Origin of the sequence: Allobosea sp. UNC402CLCol (genome assembly GCF_000745475.1) — a bacterium.
Lineage (GTDB): Bacteria > Pseudomonadota > Alphaproteobacteria > Rhizobiales > Beijerinckiaceae > Allobosea > Allobosea spartocytisi.
This window is the reverse complement of the sequence record NZ_JQJJ01000013.1, coordinates 1-15,641: the sequence shown is the minus strand read 5'-3', so window position 1 is coordinate 15,641 and position 15,641 is coordinate 1. Positions and strand designations below refer to the sequence as shown.

The following is a 15,641-nucleotide window of genomic DNA, read 5'->3' as shown; positions in this document are numbered from 1 at the left end:
GGGACAGGGCAAGGATGGCACCGGCGACGCGACTCGTGCTGCTGATCGGCTGGATCGGCTATGCGCTGATGCCCTGGTATCTCGTCGAGGGCATGGGCCTGACCGATCTCGGCTGGCTTGCGGGATATCCGTTCGGCAAGGCCGGCAGCGCGCTGGCGCTCGCGCTCTCGGGACAGGCGCCCTGGCTCCTGCCGGTGGGCATCGCCCTTGCGGTCGCGACCGCCTTCATGGGCAGCGCCGACCGTGGACGGGCGGCGAAGGTGCTGATCGGGGCGGGCCTGCTCGGCATGCTCCTGTTCTTCGCCCAGGCCTTCGCCATCGTGCTCAAGGACCAGGGCATTCCCTGGCTCGCCGCTCTGTTGGGCGGAGCGGGCGCGGCCCAGCGCGGCATGGGCGGCGGCGGCTTCCTGACGCTGCTCGCATTGCTGCTGCTGCTCTGCCACGGGCTCGCCTATCGCGGGATTTGCCGCGGCGACCTCTTCACGACCTCCTCGATCGGCATCGTCATCCTGCTGATCGGCCTGTTCATCTTCTTCCCGGTCTGGATCATCCTGAAGAGCGCACTGATCGAAGCGGACGGCACTTTCGCGCCCGCCGCCTTCCTCGCGCGCTTCCTCGATGCCTCGATCTGGGGGCTCGGCTGCGTCACCAGCAACACCAATTGCGGCGTCGCCTGGAACACGCTGGTCCTCGCCGTGCTCTGCGGCGTCATCACCACCTTGCTGGGCTTGGCCTGCGCGCTTTTGATCCTGCGCACCGGCATGCCCGGCAAGCGCATCATGCGGGCGCTGACGGTGCTGCCGATCATCACCCCGCCCTTCGTCATCGGCCTCGCGCTGATCCTGCTCTTCGGCCGCGCCGGCGCGGCCTCGACCCTGCTCTATGAATGGTTCGGGGTTCCCCGCTCGCGCTGGCTCTACGGTCTGCCCGGCGTGCTGCTGGCGCAGGTGCTGGCCTTCGCGCCGATCGCCTTCCTCGTGCTGATCGGCGTGGTGCAGGGCATCAGCCCGAGCCTGGAGGAAGCCTCGCAGACGCTCGGCGCCAAGCGCTGGCAGACCTTCCGCACGGTGACCTGGCCGCTGCTCAGGCCGGGCATCGCCAATGCCTTCCTGCTCGGCTTCGTCGAGAGCATGGCCGATTTCGGCAATCCGCTGGTGCTCGGCGGCAATTTCGAGGTGCTCTCGACCAAGATCTTCTTCGCGGTGGTCGGCGCCTCCTACAATCAGGGGCAGGCGGCGGTGCTCGCCATCATCCTGCTCGCCTTCACGCTTGGTGCCTTCTGGGTGCAGCAGCGTTGGCTCGGCGACAAATCCTACACCACCGTCACCGGCAAGGGCGATGCCGGCCTGCCGACCCCGCTGCCGCGCCGCGTCTCCTGGCTCGCCACGGCGGCGATCGTGCCCTGGGTCGCGCTCACCGTCGTCATCTATGTGGTCATCCTGATCGGCGGCTTCGTTCGCAATATGGGCCGCGACTTCACCCCGACGCTGGAGCATTACCGCACCGGCTTCGCCATCGACTTCAGCAACGGCATCTTCTTCGAGGGCTCGGCCTGGTCCTCCTTCTTCACCACGGTGAAGGTCGCGGCGATCTCGGCGCCGCTGACGGCGCTGATCGGGCTGCTCACCGCCTATCTGCTGACGCGGCAGCGCTTCCGCGGGCGCGGCGCACTCGAATTCGCGACGATGCTCTCCTTCGCCATTCCCGGCACGGTGCTCGGCGTCGCCTATATCCTCGCCTTTAACGTGCCACCGATCGAGATCACCGGCACCGGCCTGATCCTCATCATCGCCTTCGTCTTCCGCAACATGCCGGTCGGCGTGCGCTCCGGCATCGCCGGCCTGTCGCAGATCGACAAGAGCCTGGACGAGGCCTCGACCACCTTGCGCGCCCGCAGCTTCACGACGCTCTGGCGCGTCGTGCTGCCGCTGCTGAAGCCGGCGCTGGTTTCCGCCTTGGTCTACAGCTTCGTGCGCTCGATGACGGCGGTCAGCGCCGTGATCTTCCTCGTCTCGGCCGAGTACAACCTCTCTACCGCCTATATCGTCGGGCGCGTCGAGGCCGGCGAGTTCGGCCTCGCCATCGCCTATTCCTCGGCGCTCATCCTTTTCATGGCCTTTGGCATCGCGCTGATCCAGTTCCTCGTCGGCGAGCGCAAGCTCGGCCGGCGCAAGATCGTCGCGCTGTCCAGCTCGGTCTCCAACCCCATCACCCAGGGAGCAGCAAGTTGACGAAGGCCGGCCCCGCTTCCGTTGAATTCCGCAATGTCTCGATGCGCTACGGCGCCGTGACGGCGGTCGACAACGTCAATTTCACCATCGAAGCCGGCAAGCTCGTCACGCTGCTCGGCCCCTCCGGCTGCGGCAAGACCACGACCTTGCGCATGATCGCGGGCCTCGAGATCGCCAGCGAGGGCCAGATCCTGATCGGCGGCAAGGACGTCACCAAGCTCTCGGCCGCCGACCGCGACGTCTCGATGGTCTTCCAGTCCTATGCGCTGTTCCCGCATATGAGCGTGCTCGAGAACGCCGCCTATGGCCCCACCGTGAAGGGGCTCGGCAAGGAGCAGGCGAAGCAGATGGCGCTGGAGAAGCTGGCGCTGGTCGGCCTGAAGGGCTTCGAAAACCGCTATCCCTCCGAGCTCTCCGGCGGCCAGCAGCAGCGCGTCGCGGTCGCCCGCGCCCTCGTGCTGGAGCCGCAGGTGCTGCTCTTCGACGAGCCGCTCTCCAATCTCGACGCCAAGCTGCGCCGCCGCGTCCGCGAGGAGATCCGCGAACTGCAGCAGGACCTCAACCTGACCGTCGCCTATGTCACCCATGACCAGGAGGAGGCGCTGGCGGTCTCCGACCGCATCATCGTGATGTCGAATTCGCGGATCGCGCAGGAAGGCGCGCCGCGCGAGCTCTATGAGCAGCCGGCCAATGCCTTCGTCGCGGATTTCATCGGCGACGCCAATCTGGTCGGGGTGACCGTGAAATCCGTGGCGGGCGGCCGCGCCGAGGTCGCGATCGGCTCCGCCATGATTTCGCTGCCCGCCCGCGATCTCGGCCCCGGCCCGGCCAAGGTCGCGATCCGCCCCGAGGCGCTGCTGCTGTCCGGCACCGCAGGCCCGGCCTCGCTGCCGGGCAAGATCAGCAAATGCGCCTATCTCGGCAATCACCTCGACGTCATGGTCGAAACCGAAATCGGCGAGCTGTTCGTCGTCCAGTATGGCGCCCGCACGATGCTGGAACCGGGAGCGCCCGTCGCGGTCTCCTTTGCCGAGTCGGGGGTGACGCTGATCCCACCAGCCTGATTCCGCCGCCGAAAGCCCGGATTTCGCCTGCCCGGATCACAATTCCGGTGATCTCATTATGGGCACTTTTTTGCGAGATATCAGTTGGCCGGCTAATCAAAAATTGATAGATTCGGCAGATATTTCAATCCCAAACCGGAGAAAGACCGCACCGAAATGAACGCGAGCGAGAGCGCAACCACCATCCTGATCCATCTGGCCGGCGGCGTCGCGCTGCTGATCTGGGCGGTCAGATTGGTCCGAACGGGCGCGATGCGCGCCTTCGGCTCGCAGCTCAGGCATGCGTTGCAGAGTTTCACGCGCAATCGCTTCGCCGCCTTCGGCAGCGGCATCGCCGTGACCATGGTGCTGCAGAGCTCGACCGCGACGACGCTGCTGGTCTCCTCCTTTGCTGGGCAGGCGCTGATCGTGCCGGCGATGGCGCTCGCCGTCCTTCTCGGCGCCAATCTCGGCACGGCGCTCGCCGCTTTCGTGATCTCGATGGATCTGGGCTGGCTCTGGGGGCTCTGCGTCGCCATCGGCGTCGCGATGTATCTCTCCAGCGAGGCGATGGAACGGCCGCGCAATATCGGCCGCGTCCTCGTCGGGATCGGCCTCATCCTGCTGGCGCTGATCGAGCTCAACGCCGCCGCCGCGCCGCTCGCCCGGTCGCCGACCTTCCGCGTCGTCCTCGGGGCCATCGGTTCCGAGCCGCTGCTCGGTATGCTCGTCGCCATCGCCGCGACCTGGCTGGTCCATTCCAGCATCGCGGTCATCCTGATGATCGCGACCTTCGCCGCCTCGGGCCTGTTCCCGCCGGCAACCGCGCTGACGCTGGTCATCGGCGCCAATCTCGGCAATGCGCTGATCCCGGTGCTGGACCAGCTTGGCGCGCCGGCCGCCCAGCGTCGCGCCGCCGTCGGCAACCTGCTGACCCGGCTCCTGCTGGCGCTCGCCGTGCTGCCCTTCGTCGGCCCGCTCTCGGGCTGGCTGCTCGGCCTGTCTCCGTCGGGCTCGCGCCTCGCCATCGAGTTCCATGTCGCGCTGAACTTCGTCGGCGCGCTGATCTTCCTGCCCTTCGTCAAGCCCATCTCGGGGCTGGTCGAGCGCTTCATGCCCGGCAAGGAGGAGAAGGGCGAGGCGGTGACGCCGCGCTATCTCGACCCCAATGCGCTGGACAGCCCGACCGAGGCGCTCGGCGGCGCGATGCGCGAGGCGCTGCGCCTCGGTGACCGGGTCGAGTCGATGCTGCGCGACACCATGACGCTGCTGGAGAAGGACGAACTCAAGCTCTCCCGCGCCATCGCCCGGGCCGATGACGGCGTCGACACCATCCATGAGTCGATCAAGCTCTATCTGGTCAAGGTCTCGCGCAACGAGCTGACCGACGAGGAAAGCCGCCGCCTGTTCGAGATCGTCACGCTGATCACCAATCTCGAGCATATCGGCGACGTCATCGACAAGAACCTGCGCGAGCTCGCCGAGAAGAAGATCCGCAAGCGCTACTCCTTCTCGCCCGAGGGGCTGGCCGAGATCCGCGAGTTCCATCACCGCGTCGCCTCGGCGCTGGCGCTGGCGCTCAACGTCTTCGCGACGCGCGACCTCGTGCTCGCCCGCCAGCTCTTCGCCGACAAGGCGGCGATGCGCGAGGCCGAGCGGCGCGCCACCGACAGCCATTTCCAGCGCCTGCGCTCGGGCCGGCCGGAATCGATCGAGACCAGCGCGATCCATCTCGACATCATCCGCGACCTCAAGCGCATCCACGGCCACATCGTCTCGATCGCTTACCCGATCCTGGAGAGCGCCAACGAGTTGCGCGAGAGCCGCCTGCGCGAGACCAAGGAAGCGGCGCGCAATCGCGAGACGCCGGCCACGCTCATCCCCGCCCCGCATTCGGGCGGGTGAGTATCGGGCGTTTCGATCGGGAGGTGGCCCGTCCCGCCGTCATGCTCGGGCTTGACCCGAGCATCTTTGGACGGAAGGGCTCCTCTTCTTGCATGAGATTCTCGGGTCGAAGCGCCGCTTCGCCCGAGAATGGCGTTCATGCCTGCCTAACGCGGCGCCGCCAGGATGATCGCAGCGCCCGCGAGGCAGATGATGCCGCCCGTCACGTCCCACCGGTCCGGCCTCAAACCCTCAATCGCCCAGAGCCAGCCGAGCGAGGCGACGATATAGATCCCGCCATAGGCGGCGTAGGCGCGCCCGGCCGCGGCGCTTTCCACCAGCGTCAGCAGCCAGGCGAAGAGCCCGAGCGAGACGAGCCCCGGCAGCAGCCACCAGACCGGCTTGCCGAGCCGCATCCAGCCCCAGAAGGCGAAGCAGCCGGCGATCTCGAAGAGCGCGGCGCCGATATAGGCGGCAAGCGTAGGCATGGCAGGATCCGGCTGGGTCGCGAATGAGGTTCCCTCGCGGGAGCCCCCAGTCTAAGCCGTCATTGCGAGTGAAGCGCAATGCGAGCAAGCCCGGGACATGTCAGCACAGAATATCGCCATCATCGGCGCCGGCCCGGCCGGATTGATCGCGGCCGAGCGGCTGGCGCAGGCCGGGCATCGCGTCACGATCTACGAGCGCATGGCCTCGCCGGCGCGCAAATTCCTGCTGGCAGGCCGGGGCGGATTGAACCTGACCCACTCCGAGCCGCTCGATGCCGTCCTCGGCCGCTATCGCGAGGCGAAGGGCTGGCTGGAGCCGGCCATCCGCGCCTTTCCGCCGCAAGCCCTGCGCGACTGGGCCGATGGGCTCGGCGCGGAGACCTTCGCCGGATCGAGTGGGCGCATCTTTCCCCGTGCGATGAAGGCCTCGCCGCTGCTGCGCGCCTGGCTGCGGCGTCTCGAAGGGCTGGGCGTCGGGCTGGCGGCCGGGCGGCTCTGGACCGGCTGGGACGCTGCCGGTGCCCTGACCTTCCGGCTCGCTTCCGGCGAAACCGAAACCGTCCATCCCGCGGCCGCCTTGCTCGCGCTGGGCGGCGCGAGCTGGCCGCGTCTCGGCTCCGATGGCGGCTGGGTGCCGCTGCTCGCCGCCCGGGAGATCGCGGTGTCGCCGCTCCGGCCCGCCAATGCCGGTTTCACCGTCGCCTGGTCGCAGACGATGCGCGCGCGTTTCGCCGGCACGCCGCTGAAGCGGATCGTGGCGCGCTTCGGCGATGAGGTGGCGGCGGGCGAGGCCATGATCGACGCCGATGGCATCGAGGGCGGCCTGGTCTATGCTCTCTCGGCGCCGCTGCGCGAGGCCGTTCGGCGCGATGGCGCGGCGACGCTCCGGCTCGATCTGAGGCCGGATTTGTCCGCCGAGGCGCTCGCTGCGCGCCTGACGAAGCGCCGCAAGGGCGAGACGCTGAGCAACCATCTGCGCAAGGCCGCCGGGCTTTCGCCCGTCGCCGTGGCGCTGCTGCGCGAGGTCACGGGCGCCGCCATGCCGGCCGAGCCCGAAGCCCTGGCGCTGCTCATCAAGGATGCTCCGCTGCGCCTCGCCGCGCCGATGCCGATCGCCCGCGCCATCTCGACCGCCGGCGGCATCGCCCATGGCGAGCTCGATGCCGGCTTCATGCTGAAGCGCTTGCCGGGCGTCTTCGTCGCCGGCGAGATGCTGGACTGGGAGGCGCCGACCGGCGGCTACCTGCTGCAGGCAAGCCTCGCGACGGGCGTTGCCGCCGCCGCCGGCTTGGAAGCGTGGCTCGGGCAGCGCTGAACGAGGTCGCGCCCGTCACCCCGTGGCGGTCAGCCGGCGCGCGAAGCGGATGCCGCTGTCGACGGTCGAGATTTCCCCGACACGGGCGAGCGAGACGAGGATCTCGCGCACGGCGCGTTCGACCCGGCGCCCCTGCCGGAACTGCCCGGCGATGGCTGCCGCATCGAGCGGGATCGCGGTGCCGCCCAGCATGGCGAGCACCGCCGCGACGCGCTCGACGGCATCGGCCGGAAAGGTCGGTTTCGTCGCGGCGGGACGCGCGGCGACCAGCACCTCCGCCTCGAGCTGCTCCCCGCCCCTGTCCGTGTCGCCATGGCGCGGGCGCTGATAGTCGGGTCGCAGCCAGTGGACATGGCCGCGCTTCTCCTCCTGCGCGCGCTGCTGGTTGAGCGTCGCGAGCCGCGCCAGCACCTCCTCCTCGGCGAGATCGACAGGCCAGCCATAGGCGGCGGCCACGGCAGCATCGACGGCCAGGTGATGCTCGTCGAGGATCAGCGCCAGGCCGCGATCGCGGACACTGGTCTCGGCCGCGTTCAGCGCACAACCCGTGCGGATCGCCTCGCGGACATTGTAGAGCTTGGTCAGGGTGAGGTCGGGATGCTCGGCCAGAACCTGCTTGCGCAGCGCGTCCAGCGCCTCGGCCGGCAGCCGGATCGCCTCCTTTTGGGCTTCGCTGGCCTCCGGGAAGGGAAACGGGTCAAAGCAGCGCGATTTCGAGTAGCGTGGGTCGTTGCCGATGCCGAGCCGGCCGCCGGCGCGCAAGGCCCAGGAGACGTGGAAGCGCGAAGACAGCACGCCGAGATGGAAGGCATCCGACAGCGCGACCGCGACCAGCATGTTGTCGGGAAGGATCGACCCGTCGAGGAACTGGAAGACGCGGTGCTTCGCGGTCTCGACGGTGGCGATGTAGCGCTGGAGCTGCGCGAGGGCGGGGCGCAAGAGCTGCCGGGGCTTCCCGAACAGCCACCAGTGATCGAGGTATTCGGCGGCGTCCTTCGTGGGGGAGCGTCGGAACTGTGCATCGCGCTCCTGGCGCACGGTCAGTTTCAGATGCTGATAAACCTCCGGAAAACGCTCCCGAGCTGTTTCCAAGGGGAGCCCGAAAAGGTCGATCACCATCGCATTGCGCGGCCTTGCGGTCAGGTCGCGGCCGTTGCGGTAAGCGCGGATATGCTCTGTCAGACCGCTGCGGCGGCCCAGCCCGAGCGCCCCGGCCTCCTCCGGCGTCACGATGAACCCGGCGCCGTGCAGCTTCACGCCCGGTGAGCACAACCCGTGATTGGCGCGCAAGGCGTTTGTCTTGGTGAGATCGGCGCCGATCGTCAGATCCGCATTGATCCGCCCCTGTCGCTCGGCTAGCTCGATTTGCGGTTGGTCCGTATCGAGCCCCGCTTCCGAGACCAGCTCGAGCAATCGGCCGTCATGCCGCCCGGCCTCGACCACGGTCATCGCAATGCGAACGGCGGCGGTATCCTTTCCCGCCTTGGTCCAGGGATGATCGGCAATCGCCATGACGAGCGAGATCGGGCGCTCGGCGATAAGATGCCGTTCGAGGACGCGCCTCTGGAAGACCTGTGCGATGGAATTGGTGGTGACGAAGCCGAATCGGCGCAGCCGGGCTCCCGGCCGGGTCGCCGCGGTCGCGGCGCGATCCACCCAATACATCACGAAATCGGCGCTCTCGTTGATATGGGGATAGATTTGGCGCAGGCCCGCGACATATCCGTCGCCCAGCCGGCGACGCAGATCCTTGCCGCCGATGAAAGGGGGATTGCCGACGATGAAATCGACCTCCGGCCAGGGCGCGAGGTGCACATCGGGCGGAGCCACCGCCCGGCCCAGCAGGGTCGCCGGAACCGGCCATTTCGCCCATGAGATCAAGGCGTCGCAGGTCCGGATCTGCTCGAGCTTCTTCAGGATCGGTTCTTGCGGCGCATAGGCTCGGGTGCGCAGATGCCATTGCAGATAGCCGATCCACAGCATCAGATCGGCGATGGCGGCAGCGCGGGAATTCGCGTCGAGACCGAAGAACTGCCATGGACCGACGCCCCGCGCGCCGAATCCGCCGAGATGTTCCGCCGCGCCGAGTTCGGCGGCCGCTTCCAGCACCTCGCCTTCCAGCCGCTTCATCAGGTCCTGCGCGACATGCAGGAAATTGCCGGTTCCGCAGGCCGGGTCGAGGATGCGTATCGCGCAAAGCCGGCTGTGAAAGGCTTTCATATGATTGAGGGCGAGGTTCTTCTGCCCGGCATCGCGCGCTTGCTGCGCCGCTCCGACGACCGCGCGCCACTCCTCGCGCAACGGCACGATCACGGTCTCGATGACCAGCAGCTCCACATAGCTGCGCGGCGTGTAGTGTGCGCCCAGGCGCGCGCGCTCGGCCGGGTTGAGCGCCTGTTCCAGCAGACCGCCGAAGATCGACGGCTCCACCAGGCTCCAGTCGTGCTCCGCGGCGGCCAGCAATTCGGCGATGCCGTCACGGCCGAGGCCGAACACCTGCGGATCGGCGAACATGCGGCCGTTGAAGCATTTGATCTCGGCACGGACCGCAGCGGAAAAGCCGCCACGGTCCATCGTTCGCCAGAGCTCTTCGAGGAGCGGCTTGAAGCTTTTCGGTGAGTCCAGGCATTCGCGCAACAACCGCTTGAAGCTGTCGGCGGGAATGAGCCGGACATCCTCCGCGAACATGATGAAGATGCAGCGCATCAGGAAGAGCGCGACGAATTCCGGATCATGCCGCTGTTCCAGGGCCTTGGAGACGACCGCGAGCCGCTCCGCGATCTGTCGTGTCGCGATGGCCGCCCGGCGCGCAGGGTCGAGCGAGAGCGGGTCTTCCCAGACCCGTCTCATCAGATCCCGGATCTGCGGGTCCCTCAAATCTTCCAGATAGATGCGGAAGCGGTGCCGGTCGGGAAACTGGGCGTAGTTTTTCCCGAGGCTGGAGAAGTCCGCATAGAGCTCGAAGCAATGGCCGACATCGCAGACGATCAGGAAGGGCGGCCAGCCATGGCTCGCCGGCACGGCCTTGGCGTAGCGCTCGCCCTGATTGCGGGCGTTGAGCATGAACAGGTCGCGCCCGAGTTCCGGACCGCGGCGGCCGCGCGTGTTGGCGGAAGCCACTTCGACGCCTTCGTCGTCGCCGACCAGCAGCAGCGCTTTCGGCCTGCCCTTCAATCGGCTCTGCTTCGCCTCCAGGACGAAGGCGCTCTTCTTGTAGAGATCGATCCGCCCGGTCGTGTGTCCGCCCTGCCCGTCGGGAAAGCGCACGGGGTACTCGAAGCGATAGGCCACCGCGTCGGCGTCGCTGGTTGGCGGCTGCGGCGCCTCGACGCCGATCAGAGGGCACAATTCGCTCAGGAACTGCGCATAGGCCGCGCGCTCGGCCCCTTCCGACATGCGCCAGCGGGCGATGAAGGCTTCGACCTCATCCTCCGCCGGCTCGGGTCTGCTCCCCGGCATCGTAACGGCCCCCTGATTGCGGATGCCGCATCTATACAACTATAAGTTGCAGTTTTTTGTCCTGTCAACTCCTGTCACCAATCATGCCAGCCGGGCGCTGCGCCCCCTCGCATCCGCGGCGGTTCCGCCCCATATTGCGGCCATGCCGAAAAGCTCCGACACCACCGCGACCAGGCCGAAGGCGGCGAAGAAGCCGTCCTCGGCCCGCACGCCGAATTCCAAGGCGACCAAGCCCGAGCTGAAGCCGCTCGAGGGTTATCTCGCCGATCTGCTCAACCCCGCGATCAACCGCGGCACGGCGGTGCCGGGCGGCGCCTCCGGCTTCAGCGACAGGCCGCAGGCCGGCTACGAGGCGAAGCCGAGCTATGCCACGGAGCGGCCGGGCGGCGAGGAGAGGCCCAAGCGCAAGCTCTCCAAGAAGGCGGATGGCGCCTTCATCGGCGCCGAGGGCGCAGCGGCCGCGACGGCGAGCTCGCTCCAGCATCTCTTGGAGACCGGCAGCCCCTTCATCCAGCCCGGCAAGCCCTGGACGCCGCACCGGCCGGAGCGCCCCGAGAAATCGGAAGGCGGCATCCGCTTCCAGATGAAGTCGGAGTTCTCCCCCTCGGGCGACCAGCCGACCGCGATCGCCGATCTCGTCGACGGCATCCGCCGGCAGGAGCGCGACCAGGTGCTGCTCGGCGTCACCGGCTCGGGCAAGACCTTCACCATGGCCAAGGTGATCGAGGAGACGCAGCGCCCGGCGCTGATCCTGGCGCCGAACAAGACGCTGGCCGCGCAGCTTTACGGGGAGTTCAAGAGCTTCTTCCCCGACAATGCGGTCGAGTACTTCGTCTCCTATTACGACTACTACCAGCCGGAGGCCTATGTCCCGCGCTCGGACACCTATATCGAGAAGGAATCCTCGATCAACGAGCAGATCGACCGCATGCGCCATTCGGCGACGCGCTCTTTGCTCGAACGCGACGACGTGATCATCGTCGCCTCGGTCTCCTGCATCTACGGTATCGGCTCGGTCGAGACCTATACGGCGATGACCTTCTCGGTGAAGCTCGGCGAGCGCATCGAGCAGCGCCAGCTCATCGCCGATCTCGTCGCGCTCCAGTACAAGCGCACGCAGCACGACTTCGCCCGCGGCACCTTCCGCGTCCGCGGCGACGTGATCGAGCTCTACCCGGCCCACTATGAGGACCGCGCCTGGCGCATCGGCCTGTTCGGCGACGAGGTCGAGTCGATCTCCGAGTTCGATCCGCTGACCGGCCAGAAGACCGGCGAGCTCGAATTCATCAAGGTCTACGGCAATTCGCACTACACCACGCCGCGCCCGACGCTGACCCAGGCGGTGAAGTCGATCAAGGAGGAGCTCAAGGCCCGCCTCGACGAGCTCAACCGCATGGGCCGCTATCTGGAGGCGCAGCGGCTCGACCAGCGCTGCACCTTCGACATCGAGATGATCGAGGCCACCGGCTCCTGCAACGGCATCGAGAACTATTCGCGCTATCTCACCGGCCGCAAGCCGGGCGAGCCGCCGCCGACCCTGTTCGAATACCTGCCCGACAACGCGCTGGTCTTCACCGACGAGAGCCACGTCACCGTGCCGCAGATCGGCGGCATGTACCGGGGCGACTTCCGCCGCAAGGCGACTTTGGCCGAATACGGCTTCCGCTTGCCCTCCTGCATGGACAACCGGCCGCTGCGCTTCGAGGAATGGGACGCGATGCGGCCGCAATCGGTGCATGTCTCGGCCACCCCCGGCGGCTGGGAGATGGAGCAGACCGGCGGCGTCTTCACCGAGCAGGTCATCCGCCCGACCGGCCTGATCGACCCGCCGGTCGAGATCCGGCCCGCAAAACATCAGGTCGCGGACCTCCTGGACGAGATCAAGGAGGTCACCGAGAAGGGCTACCGCACCCTCGTCACCGTGCTGACCAAGCGCATGGCCGAGGATTTGACCGAATACCTGCACGAGAACGGCGTGCGCGTGCGCTACATGCACTCGGACATCGACACGATCGAGCGCATCGAGATCCTGCGCGACCTCAGGCTCGGCACCTTTGACGTGCTGGTCGGCATCAACCTGCTGCGCGAGGGCCTCGACATCCCCGAATGCGGCTTCGTCGCCATTCTCGACGCCGACAAGGAGGGCTTCCTGCGCTCCGAGACCTCGCTGATCCAGACCATCGGCCGCGCCGCCCGAAACGTCGACGGCAAGGTCATCCTCTATGCCGACCACGTCACCGGCTCGATGGAGCGGGCGCTGGCCGAGACCAACCGCCGCCGCGAGAAGCAGCTCGCCTACAATGCCGAGCACGGCATCACGCCGCAGACGATCAAGCGCGCCATCGGCGACATTCTCGGCTCGGTCTATGAGCGCGACCATGTCACGGTCGACAAGGGGCTGGTGGCGCCGGCCTCGGGCCACAACCTCAAGGCCGCGATCGCCGATCTCGAGAAGCGCATGCGCGAGGCCGCGGCCGATCTCGAATTCGAGACGGCGGCCCGCCTGCGCGACGAAATCAAGCGCCTGCAGGCGACGGAGCTGGCGATCGCGGACGATCCGCTCGCCCGGCAGGGCGATGTCGAGGCCTCCGCCGGCAAGTACAAGGGCGAGCGCTCTTACGGCTCCAGCGCCAACCTGCCGCCGACCCGCGCCCGCAAACCCACGGACGCGGATATGGGCCCGCATAATCTCGGCGGCGGCGAGGGCAAGCCCAAGTCTGGCGAGAAGCCGAACCCGTTGCTGACGGGCACCTCGCGGGTGCGGAAGCCGACCCTGGACGAGATGGGTCCGGTGCCGGAATCGCGGCCGAAAGGGGCGGGGGAGCGGCGGCGGCGACGTTCCTAGTCAATTGCGTTCGGGGGATGCGATGCCGCTGAGTGAGTTCCCTGTCGTTTATAAGTACACGAGCCATGCATCGGCTAAATTGATCATTAGGAATCGTTCTCTGCGTTTCGGCAGGCCAACCGAAATGAACGACCCTTTTGATGCGTATATAGACGACCTATTTGATAGCTCATTGAAAGAGCAGCATCGAGATGCTGCTCTTACCATCGTTGACATGATCGAAAATGATCCTGCCGCACTTTCTCGCCGCTTAGGATTGCCATTTGAGGAAGTGGCGGCGGTATCGTCGATGATGAGGGCTGGCACTCAGAAACAACGTGCCGAGTTGTTTGCGCTGGTTGCCTCACCAGATTTCGAAGACTCGTGTCCGCAGTTAAAGGCTGAGCTTAATGCGTTGGAGGGCCGACGGGCGGCTTTAGTTGCGCAATTTCGCGATAGCGGGATTTTTTGCGCAACGCGTCGCAAAGACAATCTTCTTATGTGGGCGCATTATGCCGACCAGCATCGAGGGGTTGTGCTTGGCTTCAAGCCGGATTCTGCTGCGGACTCGTTTTTGTGTTTGCTTGAACCCGTTGCCTATAGCGCTGTTCGACCCAGCTTTTACGACCCGGTCGATCCGCTCAAGGGCGCTCGTCCCAAGTTGGAGGATATGCGGGCTTTCAATCGGTATCTGACTGCAACAAAGAGCCCCGAATGGGCTTACGAAGAAGAGTTACGCCTTGTCGTTCCGTCGTTCGTTCCAGAGGGGAAATCAGCGACTTTCTTGCCGTTTCATCCTCAAGAGCTGGTGGAATTGTACCTAGGTCATCGGTTTGAATTTGAATGTCGTGATGAAGTTATTGGCGCCGCGCAATCCTTGAATGAAGACGTGGCCATCTTCCAGGCAAAGCTCGCAAGAGGCGCGTATGCGCTAACATTTGACCGTATCGTGTAGGCCGTCTTCAGCCGCCATGACCGTACCCTCCACCTTCGTCCACGCCTCGCGCGATTTCGAGCGCTTCCTGCTCGATGCGCGCGATGAGCTTGGGCTCGGCACCACGCATCAGAGCTATGCGGCGGTGCTGGCCGTGCTGGTCACCTTCCGGGCGATGAAGTGAGCCGCGGAGAACCCCTCTCCCGGATGGGAGAGGGGCAGGGGTGAGGGACCGCCGCTGATCGTCTAGCCGCAACGGAGCCGTTGAGCCTTCTTCAGAAAACGCACACCCTCATCCGGCGCTCCGCGCCACCTTCTCCCAGCCGGGAGAAGGAAAGGCGTAGCGGTTCGGCAGCCCTATCGCTCCTGAGCCTCAGGCGCCGTCGAAAGCCGCGTGATAGCGCACCGTGCCGGCCGGCACCCCGGCCCCGAAGGCGAGGCGCATGAAATATTCCGGCGGCACGCCCTCCAGCACCAGCGCCGGATCGGCGGCAAAACCGAAGCGGCCGTAATAGCCGGGGTCGCCGAGCAACACGCAGCCGCCGGCGCCGATCTCGCGCAGGCGCTGCAAGCCCTCGCGGATCAGCTCCGAGCCGACACCGCTGCGCTGCCGGCCCGGCCGCACCGAGACCGGCCCGAGCCCGAACCAGCCACGCTCCGTCCCGTCGATCGTCACCGGCGAGAAGGCGACATGGCCGACGATCTCGTCGTCCTCGACGGCGACAAGCGAGAGCGTCAGCGCGCCGGCCGCGCGCAAGCCGTCGATGATGGCCGCTTCGGTGCCGCTGCTATGCGGCGCCGCCGCGAAGGCTTCGGTGGTCAGGGCGCGGATGGCGGCTGCGTCCGCGGGCTGTTCGGGGCGAATTGGCATGCTGGCTCCTTGAGAGAGCGCTTATGCCATGCCGCCATCCCGGCGTGGAGTCGAACCCGGCCCGCCGTCAGGCTCGGCCTTGTGCCGCGCATCCCCGTCTTGCGCGGCCGATGGAGGGCGCGGGGAACCCTTCTCCCGCAGGGGGAGAAGGGAAGAGGCGAAGAGGCGTCGCGGCTCGCCAAAACTTATCCCCGCCCTCGCGTCCCGCGCCTATCCTCACCCCACCTCGTCCCCGAGGGGCAGCCATCCGGAGGTATGCCGTTGGCGGGGCGGGGGCGGCGCCTGCGGGTGGAGTCACGATCCACTCCCGGGAGGCTTCGGGGCACCGCCCTGGGGACACTACGATCCCTGTGCGAGGAGCTCGCTGGGAACGGCCGATGGCATCACGCCTTCGTCCCATGCCCGAGTAGACGCGACAAGGCGCTGAGCCGAACTGGCGTCGAAAGGGCTCGCGGCGAAGGATGGCTGCAGGCCCGGTAAGCGCGGCCCGGAGACTTAAGAACGCCGATAAGCGGAGCGCCACGGGGCGTGCGGAGGGTGGCTCAATCCCTCCGCGCCGCATCCTGGCTCAATGGAAGCGGCCTGATACCCA

At 67.0% G+C, this 15,641-nt stretch carries 10 protein-coding genes; 7 read left to right on the top strand and 3 right to left on the bottom strand.

The window, feature by feature from the left end; all coding sequences use genetic code 11:
* The first annotated feature begins 14 nt into the window (after window positions 1-14).
* The 3 genes from GY40_RS16365 to GY40_RS16355 all read left to right on the top strand — a co-directional run bounded on the left by GY40_RS16365 (window position 15) and on the right by GY40_RS16355 (window position 5,179).
* Window positions 15-2,231: an ABC transporter permease gene (locus GY40_RS16365; protein WP_038364502.1), complete on the top strand. Its 2,217-nt coding sequence runs from the start codon at window positions 15-17 to the stop codon at window positions 2,229-2,231.
* A complete protein-coding gene (locus GY40_RS16360; RefSeq protein ID WP_248311200.1) occupies window positions 2,228-3,295 on the top strand; it encodes an ABC transporter ATP-binding protein in 1,068 nt (355 codons plus the stop codon). Before GY40_RS16365 ends, GY40_RS16360 begins: the two co-directional genes overlap by 4 nt.
* Before the next feature lie 156 nt (window positions 3,296-3,451).
* Window positions 3,452-5,179: a Na/Pi cotransporter family protein gene (locus GY40_RS16355; RefSeq protein WP_038364500.1), complete on the top strand. Its 1,728-nt coding sequence runs from the start codon at window positions 3,452-3,454 to the stop codon at window positions 5,177-5,179.
* 146 nt (window positions 5,180-5,325) lie between these two features.
* On the opposite strand, the gene GY40_RS16350 is transcribed toward GY40_RS16355, so the two are convergent.
* Window positions 5,326-5,646, bottom strand: a complete 321-nt coding sequence (locus GY40_RS16350) for a YnfA family protein (RefSeq protein ID WP_038364498.1) — start codon at window positions 5,644-5,646, stop codon at window positions 5,326-5,328.
* Between the two features lie 97 nt (window positions 5,647-5,743).
* Between GY40_RS16350 and GY40_RS16345 the strand changes: the two genes are divergently transcribed.
* Window positions 5,744-6,961 carry a TIGR03862 family flavoprotein gene (locus GY40_RS16345; RefSeq protein ID WP_038364496.1) on the top strand — a complete coding sequence of 406 codons (1,218 nt, stop codon included), beginning with the start codon at window positions 5,744-5,746 and terminating at the stop codon, window positions 6,959-6,961.
* Window positions 6,962-6,976: 15 nt separating this feature from the next.
* Here GY40_RS16345 and GY40_RS16340 read toward each other — a convergent pair whose 3' ends face one another.
* Window positions 6,977-10,420, bottom strand: a complete 3,444-nt coding sequence (locus GY40_RS16340; RefSeq protein ID WP_038364493.1) for a class I SAM-dependent DNA methyltransferase — start codon at window positions 10,418-10,420, stop codon at window positions 6,977-6,979.
* 142 nt (window positions 10,421-10,562) lie between these two features.
* Here GY40_RS16340 and uvrB point away from each other — a divergent pair, with 142 nt between their 5' ends.
* The 3 genes from uvrB to GY40_RS27630 are packed head-to-tail and all read left to right on the top strand — an operon-like array spanning window position 10,563 to window position 14,362.
* The gene (uvrB, locus tag GY40_RS16335; protein WP_081925472.1) at window positions 10,563-13,265 is read left to right on the top strand and encodes an excinuclease ABC subunit UvrB; all 2,703 of its coding nucleotides are present in this window, start codon (window positions 10,563-10,565) and stop codon (window positions 13,263-13,265) included.
* Window positions 13,266-13,287: 22 nt separating this feature from the next.
* A complete protein-coding gene (locus GY40_RS27140) occupies window positions 13,288-14,199 on the top strand; it encodes a DUF2971 domain-containing protein (protein ID WP_081925471.1) in 912 nt (303 codons plus the stop codon).
* A 16-nt stretch (window positions 14,200-14,215) separates the two neighbouring features.
* On the top strand, window positions 14,216-14,362 hold the full coding sequence (locus GY40_RS27630) for a DUF2267 domain-containing protein (protein WP_156115979.1): 147 nt from the start codon (window positions 14,216-14,218) through the stop codon (window positions 14,360-14,362).
* A gap of 189 nt (window positions 14,363-14,551) precedes the next feature.
* Here the strand turns inward: GY40_RS27630 and GY40_RS16325 are convergent, their stop codons facing one another.
* Window positions 14,552-15,049 (bottom strand): GNAT family N-acetyltransferase, encoded by a 498-nt coding sequence (locus GY40_RS16325; RefSeq protein ID WP_038364489.1) that lies wholly within the window; start codon window positions 15,047-15,049, stop codon window positions 14,552-14,554.
* Window positions 15,050-15,641: the final 592 nt, after the last annotated feature.